This is a genomic window from Pseudomonas sp. NPDC086566 (assembly GCF_050280885.1).
Lineage (GTDB): Bacteria > Pseudomonadota > Gammaproteobacteria > Pseudomonadales > Pseudomonadaceae > Aquipseudomonas > Aquipseudomonas vlassakiae.
In genome coordinates, this window is sequence record NZ_JBNNWD010000004.1 from 342,926 (window position 1) to 363,926 (window position 21,001).

Here is a 21,001-nt window from a genome sequence, read left to right on the forward strand (position 1 = left end):
TCAGACGATACGGACTTTCAGGGACCGGCCCTTGATCTTGCCGCTGTTCAAGCGCTGCATGGCCTGCTTGGCCAGCGCCCGTTCCACAGCCACAAAGGCCTGGAAGTCGAAAATGGCGATCTTGCCCACCTGCTTGCCCGGGATCCCGGCATCGCCGGTCAGTGCACCGAGGATGTCGCCCGGGCGCAGCTTGTCCTTGCGCCCCGCGGCAATGCACAACGTGCTCATCGGCGGCAACAACGGTTCGCCCTTGTGCTTCAGGCTGTCCAGCTGATCCCAGTGCAGCGGACGCTTCTGCAGGGCTTCGATGGCCTGGGCACGATGGGCCTCGGCTGGCGCCACCAGGCTGACTGCCACACCTTTCTCACCGGCACGGCCGGTACGGCCGACTCGGTGCACATGGATCTCGGCATCGCGTGCCAGTTCGACGTTGATGACCATGTCCAGGCCGTCGATATCCAGGCCGCGGGCGGCCACGTCGGTGGCCACCAGTACCGAGCTGCTGCGGTTGGCGAACAGGGTCAGCACCTGGTCTCGGTCACGCTGCTCGAGGTCACCGTGCAGGGCCTGGGCGACGATACCCTTGGCGGTCAGGTGGGCTACCACGTCCTCGCACTGCTGCTTGGTGAAGCAGAAAGCCACGCAGGATTGCGGGCGGTAGTGGCCAAGCACGCGAGTGACGGCTTCCAGGCGTTGCTGCGGGTCGATCTCGATGAAACGCTGCTCGATCTGATTGTCGGCGTGCAGGCTCTCGACCTTGACCTGCTGCGGTTTGCGCATGAAGTCGGCGGCCAATTGCTCGATGCCCGCCGGATAGGTGGCCGAGAACAGCAGGGTCTGGCGACGCGCCGGGGTCTTGCCGATGATGCTGGCGATGGCGTCGAAGAAACCCATGTCGAGCATGCGGTCGGCTTCGTCCAGCACCAGCGTGTTCAGGCCGTCGAGCACCAGGGTGCCCTTGTCCAGATGCTGCTGGATGCGCCCCGGGGTGCCGACGATGATGTGCGCGCCGTGCTCCAGCGAGGCGATCTGCGGGCCCAGCGACACGCCACCACAAAGGGTGAGGATCTTGATGTTGTCCTCGGCGCGGGCCAGGCGGCGCAGCTCTTTGGCGACCTGGTCGGCCAGCTCGCGGGTCGGGCACAGCACCAGCGCCTGGCAGCCGAAGTAGCGCGGGTTGATCGGGTTGAGCAGGCCGATGCCGAAGGCGGCGGTCTTGCCGCTGCCGGTCTTGGCCTGGGCGATCAGGTCCTGGCCGCGCAGGATGACAGGCAGGCTCTGGGCCTGGATCGGCGTCATCGAGGCATAGCCGAGGGCGTCCAGGTTGGCCAGCATGGCGGTGGACAGCGGCAAGGTGGCAAAGGCGGTGGATTCGGTGGTCACGAGGCGGGCCTGCGGTGCGAAGCGAAAAATGCCGCACAGTTTACCAGCCTCGTGGCCATTCGCCCTACGACTCCATGTGTTGTTCCGGACGACGGGCACGCCTTCCGTCCGTCGGCGACAGTTGCAGGAAGATTGCCGCCGCCAGCATGGCCATCACGCCGATGGTGACGAAGGTCAGCTGGAACGCGCCGAGCGTGGTTTCCACGCCGTCGGCGCTGCCCGCCGCGGTGAAGCCGCCGAGCAGGGCGCCGGCACAGGCCACGCCGAGGCTCAACGACAACTGCGCGACCACCGACAGCAGGCTGTTGCCGCTGCTGGCGCTGGCGTCGTCGAGGTCGATCAGGGTCACTGTGTTCATGGCCGTGAACTGCATCGAGTTGACGGCGCCGAGCAGGGCCAACTGCACCAGCAGCAGCGCATACGGCGTCTGCTCGTCGACCAGGCCCAGGCTGGCCAGCAGGATGCCCAGCAGCAATGTGTTGCCGGTCAGCACGATGCGATAGCCCAGCCGCTCTATCAGCGAGCGGGCGACCGACTTGGCGAGCATCGCCGAGGCGGCCAGCGGAATCATGCTCATGCCGGCCTGGGCCGGCGAATAGCCCAGCGCCACCTGCAGCAGCAACGGCACCAGGAACGGCAGGGCACCGCTGCCCAGGCGTGCGAACAGATTGCCCAGGATGCCGATGGCGAAAGTGCGCACGCGGAACAGGCTGGGTGAGAACAGTGGCTCCGGGTCGCGCCCGGCGCGCAGCCAGTAGGCCGCCAGGCAGGCCATGCCAGCAAACAGCAGCAACATCACCCGCAGGTGTGGCAGGTGCAACTCGCCCAGGCCTTCCATGGCGATGGTGATCAGCACCATCGCCGCGCCGAACAGGATGAAGCCAGGGCCGTCGAAGCGGGTGCGCTCGGCCCCGCGCAGGTCGGGTATGAACTTCCACACGGCATAGCAGCCCAGCGCACCGACTGGCAGGTTGAGCAGGAAGATCCAGTGCCAGCTGAGAATTTCCACCAGCCAGCCGCCCAAGGTCGGGCCCAGCAGCGGGCCGAGCAGGCCGGGGATGGTAATGAAGCTCATGATCCGCACCAGCTCGGTTCGCGGGTAGGCGCGCAGCACCACCAGGCGCCCGACGGGGAGCATCAGCGCGCCGCCCAGGCCCTGCACGACGCGGGCGAAGATCAGGAAGCCGAGGCTGTTGGCCGTGGCGCACAACAGCGAGCCGAAGCTGAACAACATGATGGCGCTGAAGAAGATGCGCTTGGTGCCGAAGCGGTCGGCGATCCAGCCGGAGGCGGGGATCAGCAGGGCCACGGTGAGCATGTAGGCGATGATCACGCCTTGCATGCGCAGGGGGTCTTCAGCCAGCGAGCGGGCCATGGCCGGCAGGGCGGTATTGAGGATGGTGCCGTCCAGGGATTGCATGAAGAAGGCGATGGCCACCACCCAGGGCAGCCAGCGGGCGGTGGTCGGGTCCAGCGGTGCTCGATCGGGCATGACGTCCTCTTTTGTCTGTTCTGGCCTCGATCCCCTGTGGGAGCGGCTTTAGCTGCGAAGAGGCCGGTACTGCCAATCACAATGTCAAGGTCAGTCCTTTGACCAGCGCCCCCGGCAGATGACTCGACCCGGTACTGCGCTGCCCATAAGTGCTGGTCGACAGGATCATCTCGCGCTCACGCGTCAGCTCCTCCAGCTGGCTGCCAAGCAGACTGTACAGGCTGTCATCGAAGCGCATGGTGCTCACCGGCCCTTGGATCTCACCGTTCTCCACCCAGAAAGTAGCGAAGCGGGTCAGCCCGGTCATGCGTGCCGCCGGCAGATCAGAGTAGTTCAGGTACCACAGATTGCTGATGTACAGCCCGGTACCGAGCCGCTCCAGAATCTGCTCGCTGGGCAAGCCACCGGGCGCCAGGCTCAGGGCGCACGGCGACTCGTAGCTGTCGGCACCATTGGCCCGCAACTCGAACTCCGCTGCGCTGCGGGCGCTGACCAGCCGCTGCATCGCGTGACCCTGCTGGATCAATGGTACATCCAGGCGCGGTGAACCCTCGTCGCTGAATGCCGGGCTCAGCGAGCCGCTGACCTGCTCGCTGAAGTTCACCAGCGGGTGCAGTTGCGCATCGCCGTGGTACAAGCGCTGCAGGGCGCTATTGCCGGTGGCCAGGGCCTGCGCGGAGAAACCACCCCAGCAGAGCATGCCAGCGATTTCGTCCATGGCCGCAGGTGCCAGGTAAGCGCGATAGCTGCCGGGCGCGAGGGTCACTGCCGGGCGGCCAAGGAAACCCAGTTGTTCCCGTGCCAGGCGCAGGCGGGCGCTGAAGTCGTCGGCGTTCCACAGTTGACCGGCATAGTTGGCCTTCACCGCCTCGCCGTTTTCGTGGAACAGGCTCCAGTCGAAGTTGAAGCTGTTGGCCTGATGCCAGCCAATGGCCCCGAACGAGCTGGCGAAGCCCCGGAAGATCGGGCCGGCGGCGTAGATGCCGACCAGGTCCAGGTCACCGGCCTCGTGTTCGAGCAGGGCCAGCACTTCGCTCAGTTCGGGCAACGGCTGCTCCTGCTGGCTGTGGCTGTGCCACGCGCTTTCGTCGAGGCTCAGGTACGGGTCGACGGCCAGCAATGGCAAGGTCTGGCGCAACTGCTCGAGCGCTGCGATCAGGCGTTGCCGGTCAAGCTGCGGGTCGCCACTCAGGGTCACGTGTTGTTCCGCCTGGCGGCCATCGCGGATCAACCGCAGTTGCGCGCTGGCCTGGCTTACTTCGCCGGCCTGGCGCACCTTGGCATGGTTGAAACGCACGAACTGCGACTGTTCGGCACTGTAGCCGAAGGTGAATTGCTCGTCGGCTTGCAGGGCGTGGCGCACATCTGCGAGCAGGGCTTCGAACACCGGTTTCATCAGGCGTCTCCTCCGAATACGTCGATCTGGCGGAACACGCAGGCGGGCGAAGCATGCCCGACCCGTACCACCTGGTTGGGTTCGCCCTTGCCGCAGTTGGGCGTACCCAGGACCTTGAAGGTGCTGCGGTCGCCGACCGCCGTGAGGCTGCGCCAGAATTGAGCCGAGAGCCCACGGTAGTTGGGGTTCTTGACCACGCCCTTGAGCTCGCCATCCTCGATCAGCTGGCCCCATTCACAGCCGAACTGGAACTTGTTGCGTGCATCGTCGATGGACCAGGAGCGGTTGGTGCGCATCAGGATGCCGTGCTCGATGCCCTGGATCAGCTGGTCGAGGGACTGGTCGCCCGGTTCGATGTTGAGGTTGGCCATGCGGTCGATCGGCGCACGGTTCCAGCCACAGGCGCGGCTGTTGGCAACACCATCCAGGCCCGAGCGGAACTGCGACAGGGCGCCCCCCAGCGGGCGCACCAACAGGCCATCGCGGATCAGGAACTGCTTGCTGGCGGCGGTCCCGTCATCATCGAAACTGTAACTGGCCAGCTCTTCGCCGATGGTCGGGTCGAAGGTCACGTTGAGCAGGCTGGAGCCGTATTGCAGGTGGCCGAAGTCGCTGGCTTTGACGAAGCTGGTGCCGGCGTAGTTGCGCTCGTCGCCGAGGATGCGGTCCATTTCCAGCGGGTGGCCGATGGATTCGTGGATCTGCAGCATCATCTGGTCGGGCATCAGCAGCAGGTCGCGCGCGCCGCCAGGGGTGTTGGGCGCCAGCAGCAGCTGTAAGGCTTCATCGGCGACCTGACGGGCCGCGCCGACCAGGCCACAGCGCTCGACGATTTCGAAACCACCTTGCTGGCCGAAGTTGTCTCGGCCCAGGCTGCGGCTCTGGCTGTCCTGGCCGTCGCTGGCGGTGACGCTCAGGCCCGGGAACAGGAAGCGCTGGGCATGGCGCAGTTCGGCGCCAGCCGAGTTCAGGTAGGTCTGCTCGACCAGGCTCAGGCCCAGGCTGGCCTGCCAGTCCACCAGGCGGCTGTCCTTGGGCACGCTGGCCGATTCGGCGGCGAGCAGGCCAAGGCAGTCGGCAAGGCTTGGTACCGGCTGGTCTAATTGGGGCGAGATGTGGTCGTGGCGAGCGCTTGTCACCGGCTGCTGGCGCAGGTCGAGCAGGTTGTACGGGGCGATCTGTCGCGCCAGGGCCTCGGCCTGTTCCAGCGCTCGTTGCAGGCCAGCCTGGGACAGGTCGGCAGTCGCCGCATAGGCCTCCACGCCGTTGAGCCGCACCGTGAGCATGGCACCTTCGTCGTGGCTGAAGGACGGTGGTTCGGCGACATTGCGGCGAACCGAAAGCGCCTGGTGCGACTGCTTCACATGGCGCAGGGAAAACATGTCGGCCGTACTGCGCAGCGCGGCAAAGCGCTGGCGCAGCAGGGCGCTGGAATCGAACATCTGGAAGCCTCCGTTTTCACGGTGGCTCCCCCTAGAACCACCCTTCTTGCATGGCGAGGCAAGTGTCGTCGCGCGCCTCGAGCAATGCCAGGTCATTATGGCAGGCGGGGATTTCCCAAGTCAGGAAATAACGCGCGGCTTGCAGCTTGCCGAGGTAGAAGTCGCGGTCGGCGGCATGGCCTTTCAGCAGGCCGAGCTCGGCGTGGATCGCCTGTTCCAGCCAGCGCCAGCCGATCACGCAGTGGCCGAAGGCCTTGAGATAGAGGGCGGAGTTGGCCAAGGCGCCTGCAACTTTGCCCTCGGCCAAGTCGCCGAGCAGCGCCAGGGTGACGGATTGCAGGCGATTGACCAACTGTTCCAGCGGCTGGCGCAGAGTGTCCAGGCTCGGGTGATGGCTGGCGCGCTCGGCGGTGGCGGCTATCAGGCGGATCAGCTGCTTGAGGCCGGCACCGTTGTTCTGCGCCAGCTTGCGCCCCAGCAGGTCGAGCGACTGGATGCCCTCGGTGCCTTCGTGGATCGGGTTCAGGCGGTTGTCGCGGTAGTACTGCTCCACCGGGTACTCGCGGGTGTAGCCGTGGCCACCGAGAATCTGGATCGCCAGTTCGTTGGCCTTGAGGCAGAAGGCCGAGGGCCAGGACTTGACGATCGGGGTCAGCAGGTCGAGCAATTCCAGGGCTTGTTTGCGGGCCGTTTCGTCGCTGGCGGTGTGGCTGTCGTCGAACAGCCGCGCGGCATACAGGCCCAGGTCGAAAGCGCCCTCGACATAGGCTTTCTGCATCAGCAGCATGCGTTTCACATCGGTGTGCACGATGATCGGCACGGCTGGGCTGTGCGGGTCCTTGTTGTCCGGCAATCGGCCTTGAGGGCGCTGGCGAGCGTACTCCAGGGAGTAGAGGTAGCCGGCGTAACCGAGCATCACCGCGCCCATGCCAACGCCGATGCGCGCCTCGTTCATCATCTGGAACATGCACGCCAGGCCTTGGTTGGGCTGGCCGAGCAGGTAGCCGACGCACTGGCCGTTGTCGCCGAAGTTCAGTGCGGTGGAGGTGGTGCCGCGCCAGCCCATCTTGTGGAACAGCCCGGCCAGCAGCACGTCATTGCGCGGGCCGCGGCTGCTGTCTTCGTTGACCAGGTACTTCGGCACGATGAACAGCGAAATGCCCTTCACGCCGGGCGGCGCGTCCGGCAGCTTGGCCAGCACCATGTGCACGATGTTCTCCGACAGTTCGTGGTCGCCACCGGAGATGAAGATCTTGTTGCCCTTGAGCCGGTAGGTGCCATCGCCAGCGGGTTCGGCGCGGGTGCGGATATCGGCCAGCGACGATCCCGCATGGGGCTCGGTCAACGCCATGGTGCCGAAGTAACGGCCTTCGATCATCGGCTGCAGGTACAGGCGCTTTTGCGCTTCGGTGCCGAAGCTCTCGATCAGGTTGGCCGCGCCCATGGTCAGGAACGGGTAGGCCGTGGTGCCGGCGTTGGCCGCCTGGAAGTGGGCGAAACAGGCCTGTGAGACCAGGCTGGGCAGTTGCATGCCGCCGACTTCGAAATCGCGGTTGGCGTTGAGGAAACCGGCTTCGAGGAAGGCTTCGACGGCGGGCTTCACCTCAGCAATCAGCTCGGCGCGGCCATCAACGTAGCGCGGCTCGTTCTCGTCGGCCTTGCGGTTGTGCGGGGCGAAGTACTTTTCGGCGATAGTGCGCGCGGTGGTCAGAGCCGCATCGAAGGTTTCGCGGCTGTGCTCGGCGAAGCGCGGGCGTTGGGTCAGGGCTTCGGCGTCGAGGACTTCGTAGAGTTCGAAGGCGAGGTTGCGGGGGCTGAGCAGGGTCTCGGGCATGGTAGGGGTCCTTGGGCGGGATGCTGCGAGTCTGGCGGAATAATGAAGTGAAGGGCAGGTTAATAAGCGTGGGTGATGATGAGGCAGTCATCTAGGTGCCAGGAGCGCCCGTTAGCTCTTCGCAAGATAGGAATATGCCTACATCCATCGCGGAAAACTCCTACAACCATAGCAATGAAAAAAGAGGTAGATGTTGTTCTTTGCTAGGGAGGAAGTCTTGTGGATAGAATTTGTCATTGGCATGATATTTGGGAAGAAGAGATTAGCAGGACTGAAGATCCTTTCTTTGCCCAGTCCATAGTCCGAGATTTACTGCAGAGAAATACTCAGCTGCGCGGGCTGAGCGAATTCCTTAAAGATTGTAGTTTGCCTGTGGGGCGAGCATTGCTCGGCGATGAAATAGAGCGAGCTTCGAAATTGATGGGTGAGGGAAGATGGTTTCTTGTTCGCGAGGAGGTACGCTGTCCCATTGACGTGTCGTGTTATCCCGCGTTGAAGTGGGCGCCATCAAAAACTGATTGTCAGTTGCATGAAAGTAGATATGAGGAGGCTGTGGGGCCTGGTAAATGGAGCACTTTTAGTATTGATGCAGACCGGCTCTGGTCCAGCGTAGCCTTCGCGGCAAACTTCATAACTTCGCGAGGTGACGAAGGGCGTCTTTTTGCAAGCGAGGGTAAAGACTATGCCAATACCAGGCGCGTTGTGAGTCAGAGGTGGGTGCCGTTGAAAGCTAATGAGCGTGATTTCGCCAGGTTGTCAGCAGTGCACCGCTATGGAACTGTGCGGAGAACAACGCAATATTTTGTCGAGGCCAGTGATGAGTGGGCGATAAGTGGCCAATCTTGGCATTGGCGCCCTGTGGTGGCTAACGAGGTATATGAGTTTCGGGAAGGTGCATATTGAATGAGTCAAAGGATAGGCTGCAGCAATTCTTGTTCCTGGTTTGGGCTGGCATGGATGCGTTTTACATTTTTTTGTATTCTCTGCGCAGCGCCGCCCGTGGAGGGGTGCCGTTCTGGTCGGATTTTGAAAGTGGTCTTGATGTTGTGCGTAGTTGGGGCGGGCCGGAAGCACTGATATGGGCCGGTCTGGTTCTGCAGGGCTCGGTAGCCGTCTCGTGCATCGGTTTTTATGCAAGGAAGAAGTGGGTTGTTTATTTGGCGATGATGCAGTTGCCATTTAGATATTTCTTTATTGTTCCGTCAATTTCGGCAATCTTGCTTCTGCCGATGATCACTGCTGAAGTCAATAATTGGCTATGGGGGGGATTGCTGTTTTCTTCAGAGGCCGTCAAAGGTTGGAGTCTATGGTGGTTGCGTCGTCAGGTTAAACCGCTGAAGTGTTAGTGGGGGGCAGGGGGCCGTAATACTCCCCAAGAAACGCCCATAAAAAGGGAGAGCCGAAGCTCTCCTTTTTCATCAACCACCCATGGCCTCAGCCAATAGTCATGAGGCTGGCATTACCACCCGCCGCTGCAGTGTTCACACTCACCGCCCGCTCGATCACCAGGCGCTCCAGTGCAATCTGGTGATCGCCGCTGGACAGCCCGTGCACACCGACGATGGCCCCGGCGCGCTTGGCCACCTGCTGGCATACGGCGCGCAGCTGGTCCGAGTCGCCATGGTGGATCACAGCGTCAAATGCCACTTCATCCTTGCTCCAGTCAGTCACCAGCTTGACCTTGGCCTGCAGCTCACGCGGCAGGCGGCCGCGCAGGGCCTTGCCTGGCTCGCTGTCAGCCCACACCGCCGAGCTGCCCACTGCCAGGACGGCAGCGAATTGCGCCAGCAGGTCGGTCTCGTTGTCCGCCAGGCACAGCACGTGCTCGCGCGGCAGGATGGTGTAGGTGTTGCGCTCACCGGTCGGGCCTGGCAGCAAGCGGGCGATGCCGCTCTGCGACTGGCCGGCGAACTGGCTGCACAGGGCGGCCAGGTCGGCGTGCTGGTTGCTCTCGGCCCAGGCCTTCAGAGCGTGCAGCGGCTTGATCAGCTGGTCGTGCAGGGTACGGTCCGGCTGGCCTTCGCCGTCCTGATGCTGGAAGTGACGGCCAATGGCGTCGGCCGGGCGGGTCGACAGCAGACGATACAGGTACAGCGGGCCGCCCGCTTTCGGGCCGGTGCCGGACAGGCCTTCACCACCGAACGGCTGCACGCCCACCACGGCGCCCACGATGTTGCGGTTGACGTACATGTTGCCGGCGTTGGCGGTTTCAACCACCTTCGCGATGGTTTCGTCGATGCGGGTGTGCACACCGAGGGTCAGGCCGTAGCCGGAAGCATTGATCTGTTCGATCAGCTGGTCCAGATTGCGGCGGTTGTAGCGCACCACGTGCAGTACCGGGCCGAAGATTTCACGCTTCAGTTCGTCAAAGCTGTCCAGCTCGATCAGGGTTGGCATGACGAAGGTGCCACGCTTGATCTCGGCCGCATCGGCGATTGCGACTTGATAGACCGTGCGGCCTTTCTCGCGCATGCCCTGGATGTGCTTCTCGATACCAGCCTTGGCTTCGGCGTCGATCACCGGGCCGATGTCCACGGCCAGGCGGTCCGGGCAGCCCAGGCGGCTTTCGGCCATGGCGCCCTTGAGCATTTCGATCACGCGGTCGGCGGAGTCTTCCTGCAGGCACAGTACGCGAAGTGCCGAGCAGCGTTGGCCGGCGCTATCGAAGGCCGAGGACACCACGTCGATCACCACCTGCTCGGTCAGGGCCGAGGAGTCGACGATCATGGCGTTCTGGCCCCCGGTTTCGGCGATCAGCGGGATAGGGCGGCCCTGGTTGTCCAGGCGGCCAGCGACATTGCGCTGGAGCAGGCGGGCAACTTCGGTGGAACCTGTGAACATCACGCCTTTGACGCGCTCGTCACCGACCAGGCCGGCACCGACGGTTTCGCCGCGGCCTGGCAGCAGTTGCAGCACGCCTTCCGGAATACCGGCCTCCAGCAGCAGGCGCACGGCCTGGGCGGCGATCAGCGGGGTCTGTTCGGCAGGTTTGGCCAGTACCGGGTTGCCGGCCGCCAGGGCAGCGGCAACCTGGCCGGTGAAGATCGCCAGCGGGAAGTTCCACGGGCTGATGCACACCACAGGGCCCAGCGGGCGGTGGGCGTCGTTGCTGAAGTCATTGCGTGCCTGCACTGCGTAGTAGCGCAGGAAGTCCACGGCCTCGCGCACTTCGGCGATGGCGTTGGCAAAGGTCTTGCCGGCTTCGCGGATGAGCAGACCCATCAACGGCTGGATCTCTGCTTCCATCAGGTCGGCGGTGCGCTCAAGGATTGCGGCACGCTCGGCGGGCGGGGTGGCTTGCCAGATTGGCGCAGCGTTCAGGGCGCACTGGATGGCATTGTCGACGTCGGCGACGGTGGCTTCCTGCACGTGGCCGACCACATCGCGGTGGTCCGCCGGGTTCAGGACTGGCACGGCAGCGGCTTCGCTGGCAGCGCAGGCCAGCATCGGGGCGGCTTTCCAGTCGTTGTTGGCAGTGGCCAGCATGGCGCAGGACAGCGACGCCAGGCGGTGTTCGTTGGCCATGTCGATGCCGGCCGAGTTGGCCCGCTCGCTGCCATACAGCTCACGTGGCAGCGGGATGCGCGGGTGCGGCAGGCCGATGCTGCCTTCCTGGGCGCCCATGCGTTCGATGCTGGCGACCGGGTCGGCAACCAGTTCCTGGATGGAAATCGAGTGGTCGGCGATGCGGTTGACGAACGAGGTGTTGGCGCCATTTTCCAGCAGGCGGCGGACCAGGTAGGCCAGCAGTGTCTCGTGGGTGCCGACCGGTGCGTACACGCGGCAAGGGCGGTTCAGCTTGCCGTCGGCGACCTTGCCTACCACCTGTTCGTAGAGCGGCTCGCCCATGCCGTGCAGGCATTGGAACTCGTACTGGCCCGGGTAATAGTTCTGGCCGGCGATGTGGTAGATGGCCGACAGTGTGTGCGCGTTGTGGGTGGCGAACTGCGGGTAGATGGCTTCCGGTACGGCCAGCAGCTTGCGGGCGCAGGCGACGTAGGACACGTCGGTGTACACCTTGCGGGTATAGACCGGGTAGCCTTCCAGGCCTTCGACCTGGGCACGCTTGATCTCGCTGTCCCAGTAGGCGCCTTTCACCAGGCGGATCATCAGGCGGTGGCGGCTGCGCTTGGCCAGGTCGATGACGTAGTCGATCACGTACGGGCAGCGCTTCTGATAGGCCTGGATGACGAAGCCGATGCCGTTCCAGCCCGCCAGGGCCGGCTCGAAGCACAGGCGCTCGAGCAGGTCGAGGGACAGCTCGAGGCGGTCGGCCTCTTCGGCGTCGATGTTCAGGCCGATGTCATATTGCTTGGCCAGCAGGGTCAGCGACAGCAGGCGCGGGTACAGCTCTTCCATCACGCGTTCGTATTGGGCGCGGCTGTAGCGTGGGTGCAGAGCAGACAGCTTGATCGAGATGCCCGGGCCTTCATAGATGCCCCGGCCATGGGAGGCCTTGCCGATCGAGTGGATCGCCTGCTCGTAGGAAGCCAGGTACTTCTGGGCGTCGTGCTCGGTCAGTGCGGCTTCACCGAGCATGTCGTAGGAATAGCGGAAGCCTTTGGCTTCGAAGCGGCTGGCGTTGGCCAGGGCCTCTGCGATGGTTTCGCCAGTGACAAACTGCTCGCCCATCAGGCGCATGGCCATGTCGACGCCCTTGCGAATCATCGGCTCGCCGCTCTTGCCGATGATGCGGGTGAGCGAGGAGGTAAGGCCGGCTTCATTATGGGTGGAGACCAGCTTGCCGGTCAGCAGCAGGCCCCAGGTGGCAGCGTTGACGAACAGTGACGGGCTGTTGCCCAGGTGCGGTTGCCAGTTACCGTTGCTGATCTTGTCACGGATCAGGGCGTCGCGGGTACCTTTGTCGGGTATGCGCAGCAAGGCTTCGGCCAGGCACATCAGGGCGACGCCTTCCTGGGACGACAGGGAAAACTCCTGCAGTAGGCCCTGGACGATGCCGGCACGGCCGCCAGCACTCTTCTGGTTACGCAGTTTTTCGGCGATACCCGCGGCGAGCTTGTTGGTGGCTTCGGCCAGCGGAGCGCTCAGGCGCGCCTGCTCCAGCAGCATCGGCACCACTTCCTGCTCGGGGCGGCGGTAGGCGGCGGTGATCGCCGAACGCAGTACCGACTGCGGCAGGATGCTCTCGGCAAATTCGAGGAAGCACTGGTGGGCGTGGTCTGGCTGGACTTCGCCGGCGTCATCGGCCATGTTGCTGGCGTGACCGTTGAGTTCGGTCAGGGTGGCGCCACCCTCGAGCTTCTCCAGGTAGTTGAAGATCGCTTGCTTGATCAACCAATGCGGCGTGCGGTCGATGGACTGCGCAGCTGCCTTGAGTCGCTCACGGGTCGGGTCGTCAAGTTTGACCCCAAGGGTGGTCGTCGCCAATTTTCTTATCCTCATTATTGCCACGGGTGTGGCTTAAGCTGCGCCAAGATTAGCTGTAGCCGTTTTCGGGTGCAACCAGGTGCAACCCGAATTTTTTGATGAAAAGGTGCAACTCGTCTGAGGGCGTTTCCTACAGCTTAAAAAGCGCTCATAACGGTGCATTTTTTTATGAAAAACTACGTTCTTGCTCCCAAAAGGAGCAAACGATGGGGTTTCCCGCGAAGCGCACAGCAAGGTGCAACTTGCAAATGAAAAATGGTTGCACCAGCTTTGCGTTGTTGCATAGCATTCGCCGCCTGGGTGCAACCGTCTGCGAAGAAGGTTGTGCATGAGATAAAAACAAACGCCAGGGCACACGCATGGGCAATCCACTCACGATCACCTTCGTGATCTATATCGCGGCAATGGTGCTGATCGGTTTCGCAGCCTATCGCTCCACCAACAACCTTTCCGACTACATCCTCGGCGGTCGCAGCCTGGGCAGCGTGGTCACGGCACTCTCTGCCGGTGCTTCCGACATGAGCGGCTGGCTGCTGATGGGCCTGCCGGGCGCCATTTACTTCTCCGGCCTTTCCGAAGCCTGGATCGCCATCGGCCTGACCGTCGGCGCCTACCTCAACTGGCTGTTCGTCGCTGGCCGTCTGCGTGTGCAGACAGAGCACAACGGCGACGCGCTGACCTTGCCGGACTATTTCTCCAGCCGCTTCGAAGACCAAAGTGGCTTGCTGCGAATCATCTCGGCGATTGTGATCCTGGTGTTCTTCACCATCTATTGCGCCTCCGGCATCGTTGCCGGTGCCCGTCTGTTCGAAAGCACCTTCGGCATGCCGTATGAGACTGCCCTGTGGGCCGGTGCCGCCGCGACCATCGCCTATACCTTCGTCGGTGGCTTCCTGGCGGTGAGCTGGACCGACACTGTGCAGGCCTCGCTGATGATCTTCGCGCTGATCCTCACGCCCGTGATCGTATTGATCTCCACGGGGGGCTTCGATACCACCTTCCTGGCCATCGAAGCGCAGAACCCGGCCAACTTCGACATGCTCAAGGGCGCCACCTTCGTTGGCATCATCTCGCTGATGGGCTGGGGCCTGGGCTACTTCGGCCAGCCGCACATCCTGGCGCGCTTCATGGCCGCCGACTCGGTGAAGTCGATTGCCAACGCCCGTCGCATCTCCATGACCTGGATGATCCTGTGCCTGGCCGGCACCTGCGCCGTCGGCTTCTTCGGCATCGCCTACTTCTCGGCGCACCCTGATGTGGCGGGCCCGGTCACCGAGAACCATGAGCGCGTATTCATCGAGCTGGCCAAGATCCTGTTCAACCCGTGGATCGCCGGTGTTCTGCTGTCGGCCATCCTGGCTGCGGTGATGAGCACCCTGAGCTGCCAGCTGCTGGTCTGCTCCAGCGCCCTGACCGAAGATTTCTACAAGGCCTTCCTGCGCAAGAACGCTTCGCAAGGCGAGCTGGTGTGGGTCGGCCGCCTGATGGTGCTGGCCGTGGCCCTGATCGCCATTGCCATGGCGGCCAACCCGGAAAACCGCGTGCTGGGCCTGGTGGCCTATGCCTGGGCCGGCTTCGGTGCCGCCTTCGGCCCGGTAGTACTGATTTCGGTGCTGTGGAAAGGCATGACCCGTAACGGCGCGCTGGCGGGTATCGTGGTGGGTGCGTTGACGGTGATCCTGTGGAAGAACTTCGACACGCTCGGCCTGTACGAAATCATCCCTGGCTTCTTGTTCGCCAGCATTGCCATCGTTCTGGTGAGCAAGCTGGGCAGCCCATCGCAGGCGATGGTGCAGCGCTTCGAAACTGCTGATGCGGCGTATCACGCTGACAAGTAATTCCCGTTGATTCGGCGGCGCCTGCCTGGCAGGTGTCGCCGATCAGCAGTCAGGCCTGACTCCGCCTGCAAGGCAAGGTAAACTTGCCAGCCCCGCAGGAGTTGCCATGAACTATCGTCACGCCTTCCACGCCGGCAACCATGCCGACGTCCTCAAACATATCGTGCTGACCCGCCTCATCGCCTTGATGTCGCGCAAGGAACAGCCGTTCGCCTACATCGACACCCATGCCGGCCTCGGTCTGTACGACTTGCAAGGCGATCAGGCGACCCGCACCGGCGAGTACCTGGAAGGCGTCGCCCGCCTGTGGAACCGGGATGACCTGCCCGCGATGGCCGCCGACTACCTGCGCATCATCAAGCGTCTGAATGCCGACGGTGAGCTGCGCTACTACCCGGGTTCACCCGAGCTTGCGCGTCGCCTGATGCGCCAGCAGGATCGTGCTCTGCTCAACGAGAAGCATCCGGAAGACGGGCCGCTGCTCAAAGAAAACATGAAAAAAGACCCGCGTGTGGCCGTGCACCTGGGAGAAGGCTGGCATGTCCCGCGTGCCTTGCTGCCCGTGCACGAAAAGCGCGCCATCATGCTGATCGACCCGCCGTTCGAGCAGGCAGACGAACTCAAGCGCTGCACCACCTCGATGAAAGAAGCGATTGGCCGGATGCGCCAGACCGTCGTGGCCATCTGGTACCCGATCAAGGACCAGCGCTCCCTGACCCGCTTCTACCAGGACCTGACCAGCACCGGCGCGCCGAAGCTGCTGCGGGTCGAACTGTATGTGCATCATCAGGACAGTCCGCAGGGCCTCAACGGTTCGGGCCTGGCGATCGCCAACCCGCCTTGGGGGCTGGAAGAGGAACTGCGCGAATTGCTGCCATGGCTGGCCAAGGAGCTGGCGCAGACGGCAGGCAGCTTCCGCATGGACTGGCTGATCGCCGAATAAACGGCGCTGCGTTATAATCTCGCCCTTTAGCCGCCACCCGCCCATGAGGCCGCTGGCGCATCTCTACCGAATGAAGAGGCTAATCCCTTGGCATTGACGATTCTTGGCCTGTCCGGCGCCCTTAGCCATGACCCTTCCGCGGCCCTGTACATTGACGGCAAGCTGATTGCCGCCGCCGAAGAAGAGCGCTTCGTGCGTGACAAGCATGCGAAGAACCGCATGCCCTACGAGTCGGCGAAATTCTGCCTGGAACAAGCCGGCATCAAACCGTCCGACGTTGACGTGGTGGCCATTCCGTTCGCCCCGATCAGCCTGTTCGGCAAGGCCCGCTGGCACTACGCCAAGCGCTACTGGTACGCCCCGGACCGTGCCCTCGACGCCATCCTGATGGGCAACCGCCGCTACAAGCGCTACCGCAAGAAGATCGTCTGGTGCCTGGAGCAGCTGGGCTTCGACCCGAAAAAGGTCAAGATCGAGCCGGTCGAACACCACCTGGCTCACGCCTCCAGTGCCTACCATTGCTCGGGCTTCAAGGAAAAGACCGCGATCCTCGGCATCGACGGCAAGGGTGAGTACGCCACCACCTTCTTCGGCTACGGCGAAAACGGCAAGATTCACAAGATCAAGGAGTTCTTCGATCCGGACTCGCTGGGTGGCCTGTATGGCGCGATCACTGAATTCCTCGGCTTCGAGATGCTCGACGGTGAATTCAAGGTCATGGGCATGGCGCCGTACGGCGACGCCAGCAAGTACGATTTCTCCCGCCTGGCCAGCTTCGAGAACGGCGAACTGGTGATCAATACCGAGTACGCCAACGTCATCGGCCTGCGTCGCTATAAAGAGAAGGGCAAGGGCTTCTACTTCTCGCCGAAGCTGATCGAATGGCTTGGCCCCAAGCGCGAAGGCGACATCGCCGACGAGCCGTACATCCATTATGCGGCCAGCATGCAGGCGTTGTTCGAAAAGATCGCCCTGCAGATGATCGACCACTACCTGGGCGACACCCTGCGTGAAACCGGCAAGCTGGCCTTCGCCGGCGGCTGCGCGCTGAACGTCAAGCTCAACCAGAAGATCATTGCCCGTCCTGACGTCAAGGAGCTGTTCGTCCAGCCGGCTTCCGGTGACGCCGGTACCGCCGTCGGTGCGGCTGCCTACGTTTCCCACGCCCGTGGCGTGCCGGTCGAGAAGATGGAACACGTCTACCTCGGCCCTTCCTATTCCAACGAAGACGTGATCGCTGCCTGCGCCCGTCACCCGAACGCGCCGAAATGGCGCAAGCTCGACGACATGCCGCAGCGTATCGCCAAGATCATGGTCGAGGGCAACCCGGTGGCCTGGTTCCAGGGCCGCATGGAGTTCGGCCCGCGTGCCCTGGGTGGTCGTTCGATCATCGGCTGCCCGAGCGTGCCGGGCGTGGCCGACCGCATCAACGAGCAGATCAAGTTCCGCGAACGCTGGAGACCTTTCTGCCCGTCGATGCTCGACACCGTCGCCCCGCAAATGATCAAGGTCGACCACCCGGCGCCGTTCATGACCTTCACCTTCGAAGTGGCTGAAGAGTGGAAGACCCGTGTGCCGGAAGTGGTGCACGAGGACGGCACCTCGCGTGCCCAGGTGCTCAAGCGCGAGTACAACCCGCGCTACTACGACATGATGAAGGCGCTGGAAGACCTGACTGGCAACGGCGTGTCGCTGAACACCTCGCTGAACCGCCGTGGCGAGCCGATGATCTGCTCGCCGACCGACGCGCTGAACATGTTCTTCGGTTCGGACCTGCAGTACCTGATCATGGAAGACATCCTGGTCGTGAAGGACGGCGCCGCCGCCTATGACCAGCCGCTCTGAAGCGCGGGTCCTGCAGTTCTGCCATGGCTATGACGGGCCGTTCCTCGATTGCGCCCGTCAGTACGCCAGCCTGTTCCAGGGCAGCGGCTACAAGGTCACCACCGTGTTCCTCACCGGCGCCGCCGACCCGCAGGTTGCGGCTGGCTGCGCGTCGGACGAGGTGCTGTTTCTCGAATTCAGTTCCAAGGCCGTGCGTGGTCTGAAGCTCGGTGCAATACGCGCCCTGCGGCGTATCGCGGCCGAACGCGATTTCAGCTTCTGCATCGCTCACCGTTTCAAGCCGATCTATGTCGCGCTGCTGGCGACCGGCTTGCCGGTGATCGGCGTGCACCATGCGTTTGGCGATTATGAGCGCAAGGGCCGGCGCCTGTTCGCCAACCTGTTCAGCAAGCGCCTGAGCTTGCTGGGTGTGTCGGATGCGGTACGGGACGACATGCGCCGCTGCTTGCCGCAGTGGCCGGCCGAGCGTATCCAGACGTTGTACAACCGTATCGACATCGACGCCCTGCAGGCCGCTCTGCTACCCCGTGCCGAGGCCCGCGAGGCATTGGGCCTGGATGCCCAGGCATGGGTGGTCGGCAATGTCGGTCGCCTGCACCCGGACAAGGATCAGGCGACCTTGCTGCGTGGCTTTGCCGAGGCGCTGCCGGGCCTGCCGGCCAGTGCTCGCCTGGCTGTTCTTGGCAAGGGCCGCCTGGAAGCCAAGCTCAAGGCACAGGCTGCCGAACTGGGGATTGCCGCCCAGGTGGACTTCCTCGGTCAGGTGCCGAATGCCCGTCGCTATTTCCGGGCCTTCGACGTGTTTGCGCTGAGCTCCGACCATGAGCCGTTCGGTATGGTCCTGCTCGAAGCCATGGTCGCTGGCGTGCCCGTACTGGCCACGGCCTGCGGTGGTGCGCGCGAAGTCGTGGAAGGCGTTGGTGTGCTGTTCCCGCTGGCCGACGCCGGGCAACTGGCGCAGGGCCTCAAGCACATGGCTGCGCTGGATGAACAGCAACGTTCAGCCTGCGCCGCGCACATGCTGCGGCGCTTGCACGAGCGTTTTTCCGACCAGGCCGTGCGCGAGGCGTTCTGGCAATTGCCACAGGTTCGTGCGCTGGCGGGGAAGGCGTGATGCTCAATCATATCCGGGCCTTGCGCGAGCGCGGTTGGCAGGCCATCGATGCACCTGCCTACGCCGAGGCGTGGGCGCGATTCGGTGGCAGCGTCGCGACGCACCCGTTGGTGGTCGAGCAGCTGGCGGATCTGGCGCAGGTGCCGGTGCGTTACCTGGGTTGGTACCAGGCAGACGAATTGAAAGCTGCCATCCCGACCTGGGGGCGGCACCTGGCGTTGTCCAAAGACGTGCTCAAGCGTGTCGGCAAGAAGGCCCTGTTCGACCTTGGCAATGCCGAGATCATCCTGCCGGCGGCGGCTGATGCCGGCGCGCCGTTGCGCCATGGCGCACGCTACCTGTCCGAACTGAACCAGGGCCGCTTCAGCGGCCTCAAGGTGCAGAAAGAGCAGCTGGCCATGGCCCGCCCCCATGAAGACCTGTCGAAGAAGTTCCGCTACAACCAGCGCCGCGAATTGCGCCTGCTGGAAGAGGCAGGCGGCGTGGTGCGACCGATCAGCGACTTCACCGCGCAGCAGATCGCCGCCATGTACTGCGACCTGTTCCTGCGCCGCTGGGGCTTCCCGGCCACCGGTGCCGAGCGCATGGCCGAAGTGCTGGAACGCCTGCGCGAGCTGCTGATCGGCTCGGTACTGATGCTTGACGACAAACCCATTGCCATCCAGCTGGTGTATCGCGTTGAAGCGCCTGAGTGGATCAGCGTCGAATACATCAACGGTGGTGTCGATCCCGAAACCAAGGCGTTCAGCCCGGGTAGCGTGCTGAGCTTCCTCAATACCCAGGCGGCCTGGGAAGACGCCAATGCGCGCAACAAGCCCTTGCGCTTCTCGTTCGGCCGCGCCGACCGGGAGTACAAGGATCGGTGGTGCAACCCTGTGCCGGTGTACCAGTCGTGAGCCGCAAGCAGCAGTTGCTCAAGCGCCATCGGCGCAACAAGCGCCTGGGCTTGCTGGCCAGTCTGGTCGTGCTGCTGGCGCTGGGCGTCTTCACTTGGTGGTGGCTCCCGCTGTTGCTGCTGCCATTGCTCTGGGCCGCGCACGAGGCCTGGTTCGCCGACCACCTGTTCTATGCGCCCGGCGAGGATTACGCCTACCGCTTCGGCGAGCTGAGCCAGGAAGCGCCGGTCGTACTGCGCGACGGGTTGCTCAAGGTGGACGCGGCGTTGCAGGGTGATGAAACCCTGGTGCTTGAAGTGCGGGTGAAAAGTGGTTGGCTGGGACGCTTCCTCGATCCGCGGGTCGAGTTGGACGGCAGCGAATGCAGGGATCGGCAAACCTTCGAGCGTGGTGTCGATGGGGTGCGTTTCCTCAACCTTACCGGGCTGGCGGCCCCCCTCCAGGCGGGCACGCTGCGTCTGCGCGGGCGCCATTGCCAGCTGCAGGGTGAACCCCGCCTGTGGGTAACCCCCAGCGTCGCGCTTCAGCGCCGCCGCGTGATGGTCATCGCGCCGCATGCCGATGATGCCGAGCTGGCGGCTTATGGCTTGTACAGCCAGGCGGACGAAGCCTGGGTAGTGACCCTGACCGCAGGTGAAATCGAAGCCGAGCACTATCAGCAGATGGGCCTGGGCAAGACGGAGGCTGCCCGCCTGAAGGGGCGCCTGCGCGCCTGGGACAGCATCGCCGTACCGCGCTGGGCCGGCGTACCCGAGTCACGTTGCGTGCAGTTGGGGTATTTCTGCCTGCAACTGCCGGCCATGCAAGCTGCGCCTGATCAGCCTGCTGCGTCCCGCGAAGCGGACATGGCCGATATCCGCCCGTTCCGCCAGTTCAACCCGTTCTCGCTGCCTGCCGACCGCGATGGTGCGCCAACCTGGCAAAACCTGCTTGCCGACCTGCGGGCCCTGCTGGAGATGGCCAGGCCTGAAGTGCTGGTCATGCCGCATCCGCAACTTGACCCGCACCCCGACCATATCTGCGCCCAGGCGGCCGTCATCGAGGCCCTGCAGGGCCTCGACTGGCAGCCGCAGACGCTGCTGTGTTACGCCAACCATCTGCATGACAACGACCGCTGGCCAATGGGCGACAGCGGCGATGGCGTAGCCTTGCCGCCGCAACTGACTGCCGGGCAGGCCTGGGCCCCATGTGCCCTGCTGCTGGATATCGCTACCCAGCGCGACAAGGCCATGGCCTTGGGCATGATGCACGACCTGCAGCCCCCTGCACCGTTCAAGCGCCGCCTGCGTCGCGTGCTGCAGCGCTGGCTGGCAGGGCGCCAGCCGTCGCCTTATGGAGAGAACGAGTTCTTCCGCAAGGCTGTGCGCCGGCATGAATTGTTCTGGCGGCGTGAGCTGTAAACCCGACCGCGATGGCGCAGAGCGCCCAAG

Annotated in this window: 13 protein-coding genes; 7 read left to right on the forward strand and 6 right to left on the reverse strand. The window is 63.7% G+C overall.

Features of this window, described 5'->3' with window-relative positions:
- The 5 genes from dbpA to ACQKPS_RS11525 form a co-directional block, all read right to left on the reverse strand.
- Nucleotides 1-1,335 carry an ATP-dependent RNA helicase DbpA gene (dbpA, locus tag ACQKPS_RS11505; RefSeq protein WP_254485519.1) on the reverse strand — a complete coding sequence of 445 codons (1,335 nt, stop codon included), beginning with the start codon at nt 1,333-1,335 and terminating at the stop codon, nt 1-3.
- 112 nt (nt 1,336-1,447) lie between these two features.
- Nucleotides 1,448-2,875: a multidrug transporter subunit MdtD gene (gene mdtD / locus ACQKPS_RS11510; RefSeq protein ID WP_254482826.1), complete on the reverse strand. Its 1,428-nt coding sequence runs from the start codon at nt 2,873-2,875 to the stop codon at nt 1,448-1,450.
- Between the two features lie 76 nt (nt 2,876-2,951).
- Entirely contained in the window at nt 2,952-4,271 is a 1,320-nt protein-coding gene (locus ACQKPS_RS11515) for a TldD/PmbA family protein (RefSeq protein ID WP_254482827.1), read from the reverse strand.
- Complete coding sequence (locus ACQKPS_RS11520) at nt 4,271-5,713, reverse strand: TldD/PmbA family protein (RefSeq protein ID WP_427604094.1); 1,443 nt, start codon at nt 5,711-5,713, stop codon at nt 4,271-4,273. Before ACQKPS_RS11520 ends, ACQKPS_RS11515 begins: the two co-directional genes overlap by 1 nt.
- Before the next feature lie 31 nt (nt 5,714-5,744).
- Nucleotides 5,745-7,547 carry an acyl-CoA dehydrogenase gene (locus ACQKPS_RS11525; RefSeq protein WP_427604096.1) on the reverse strand — a complete coding sequence of 601 codons (1,803 nt, stop codon included), beginning with the start codon at nt 7,545-7,547 and terminating at the stop codon, nt 5,745-5,747.
- A 953-nt stretch (nt 7,548-8,500) separates the two neighbouring features.
- Here ACQKPS_RS11525 and ACQKPS_RS11530 point away from each other — a divergent pair.
- A complete protein-coding gene (locus tag ACQKPS_RS11530; RefSeq protein WP_427604098.1) occupies nt 8,501-8,893 on the forward strand; it encodes a hypothetical protein in 393 nt (130 codons plus the stop codon).
- Nucleotides 8,894-8,981: 88 nt separating this feature from the next.
- On the opposite strand, the gene putA is transcribed toward ACQKPS_RS11530, so the two are convergent.
- A complete protein-coding gene (gene putA / locus ACQKPS_RS11535; RefSeq protein ID WP_427604100.1) occupies nt 8,982-12,935 on the reverse strand; it encodes a trifunctional transcriptional regulator/proline dehydrogenase/L-glutamate gamma-semialdehyde dehydrogenase in 3,954 nt (1,317 codons plus the stop codon).
- A gap of 359 nt (nt 12,936-13,294) precedes the next feature.
- On the opposite strand from putA, the gene putP reads away from it, so the two are divergent.
- From putP to ACQKPS_RS11565, 6 genes are all read left to right on the forward strand, one after another.
- Nucleotides 13,295-14,773, forward strand: coding sequence for a sodium/proline symporter PutP (putP, locus tag ACQKPS_RS11540; RefSeq protein WP_254482834.1), 1,479 nt, complete (start codon nt 13,295-13,297; stop codon nt 14,771-14,773).
- A 106-nt stretch (nt 14,774-14,879) separates the two neighbouring features.
- Nucleotides 14,880-15,716 (forward strand): 23S rRNA (adenine(2030)-N(6))-methyltransferase RlmJ, encoded by an 837-nt coding sequence (locus ACQKPS_RS11545; RefSeq protein ID WP_254482836.1) that lies wholly within the window; start codon nt 14,880-14,882, stop codon nt 15,714-15,716.
- Nucleotides 15,717-15,803: 87 nt separating this feature from the next.
- Nucleotides 15,804-17,561, forward strand: a complete 1,758-nt coding sequence (locus tag ACQKPS_RS11550; protein ID WP_254482838.1) for a carbamoyltransferase family protein — start codon at nt 15,804-15,806, stop codon at nt 17,559-17,561.
- Entirely contained in the window at nt 17,545-18,675 is a 1,131-nt protein-coding gene (locus ACQKPS_RS11555) for a glycosyltransferase (protein WP_427604103.1), read from the forward strand. Before ACQKPS_RS11550 ends, ACQKPS_RS11555 begins: the two co-directional genes overlap by 17 nt.
- Nucleotides 18,675-19,571, forward strand: coding sequence for an antimicrobial resistance protein Mig-14 (locus ACQKPS_RS11560; protein WP_254482841.1), 897 nt, complete (start codon nt 18,675-18,677; stop codon nt 19,569-19,571). Before ACQKPS_RS11555 ends, ACQKPS_RS11560 begins: the two co-directional genes overlap by 1 nt.
- Nucleotides 19,568-20,971, forward strand: coding sequence for a PIG-L deacetylase family protein (locus tag ACQKPS_RS11565; RefSeq protein WP_254482842.1), 1,404 nt, complete (start codon nt 19,568-19,570; stop codon nt 20,969-20,971). Before ACQKPS_RS11560 ends, ACQKPS_RS11565 begins: the two co-directional genes overlap by 4 nt.
- Nucleotides 20,972-21,001 lie beyond the last annotated feature (30 nt).

Bases quoted from the DNA above. Each gene is read 5' to 3' on its own strand.
- ACQKPS_RS11525 (WP_427604096.1), bottom strand. From the start codon at position 7,547: ATGCCCGAGACCCTGCTCAGCCCCCGCAACCTCGCCTTCGAACTCTAC.
- ACQKPS_RS11520 (WP_427604094.1), bottom strand. From the start codon at position 5,713: ATGTTCGATTCCAGCGCCCTGCTGCGCCAGCGCTTTGCCGCGCTGCGC.
- ACQKPS_RS11515 (WP_254482827.1), bottom strand. From the start codon at position 4,271: ATGAAACCGGTGTTCGAAGCCCTGCTCGCAGATGTGCGCCACGCCCTG.
- ACQKPS_RS11560 (WP_254482841.1), top strand. From the start codon at position 18,675: ATGCTCAATCATATCCGGGCCTTGCGCGAGCGCGGTTGGCAGGCCATC.
- mdtD (WP_254482826.1), bottom strand. From the start codon at position 2,875: ATGCCCGATCGAGCACCGCTGGACCCGACCACCGCCCGCTGGCTGCCC.
- ACQKPS_RS11530 (WP_427604098.1), top strand. From the start codon at position 8,501: ATGGATGCGTTTTACATTTTTTTGTATTCTCTGCGCAGCGCCGCCCGT.
- dbpA (WP_254485519.1), bottom strand. From the start codon at position 1,335: ATGCTGGCCAACCTGGACGCCCTCGGCTATGCCTCGATGACGCCGATC.
- putP (WP_254482834.1), top strand. From the start codon at position 13,295: ATGGGCAATCCACTCACGATCACCTTCGTGATCTATATCGCGGCAATG.
- ACQKPS_RS11555 (WP_427604103.1), top strand. From the start codon at position 17,545: ATGACCAGCCGCTCTGAAGCGCGGGTCCTGCAGTTCTGCCATGGCTAT.
- ACQKPS_RS11545 (WP_254482836.1), top strand. From the start codon at position 14,880: ATGAACTATCGTCACGCCTTCCACGCCGGCAACCATGCCGACGTCCTC.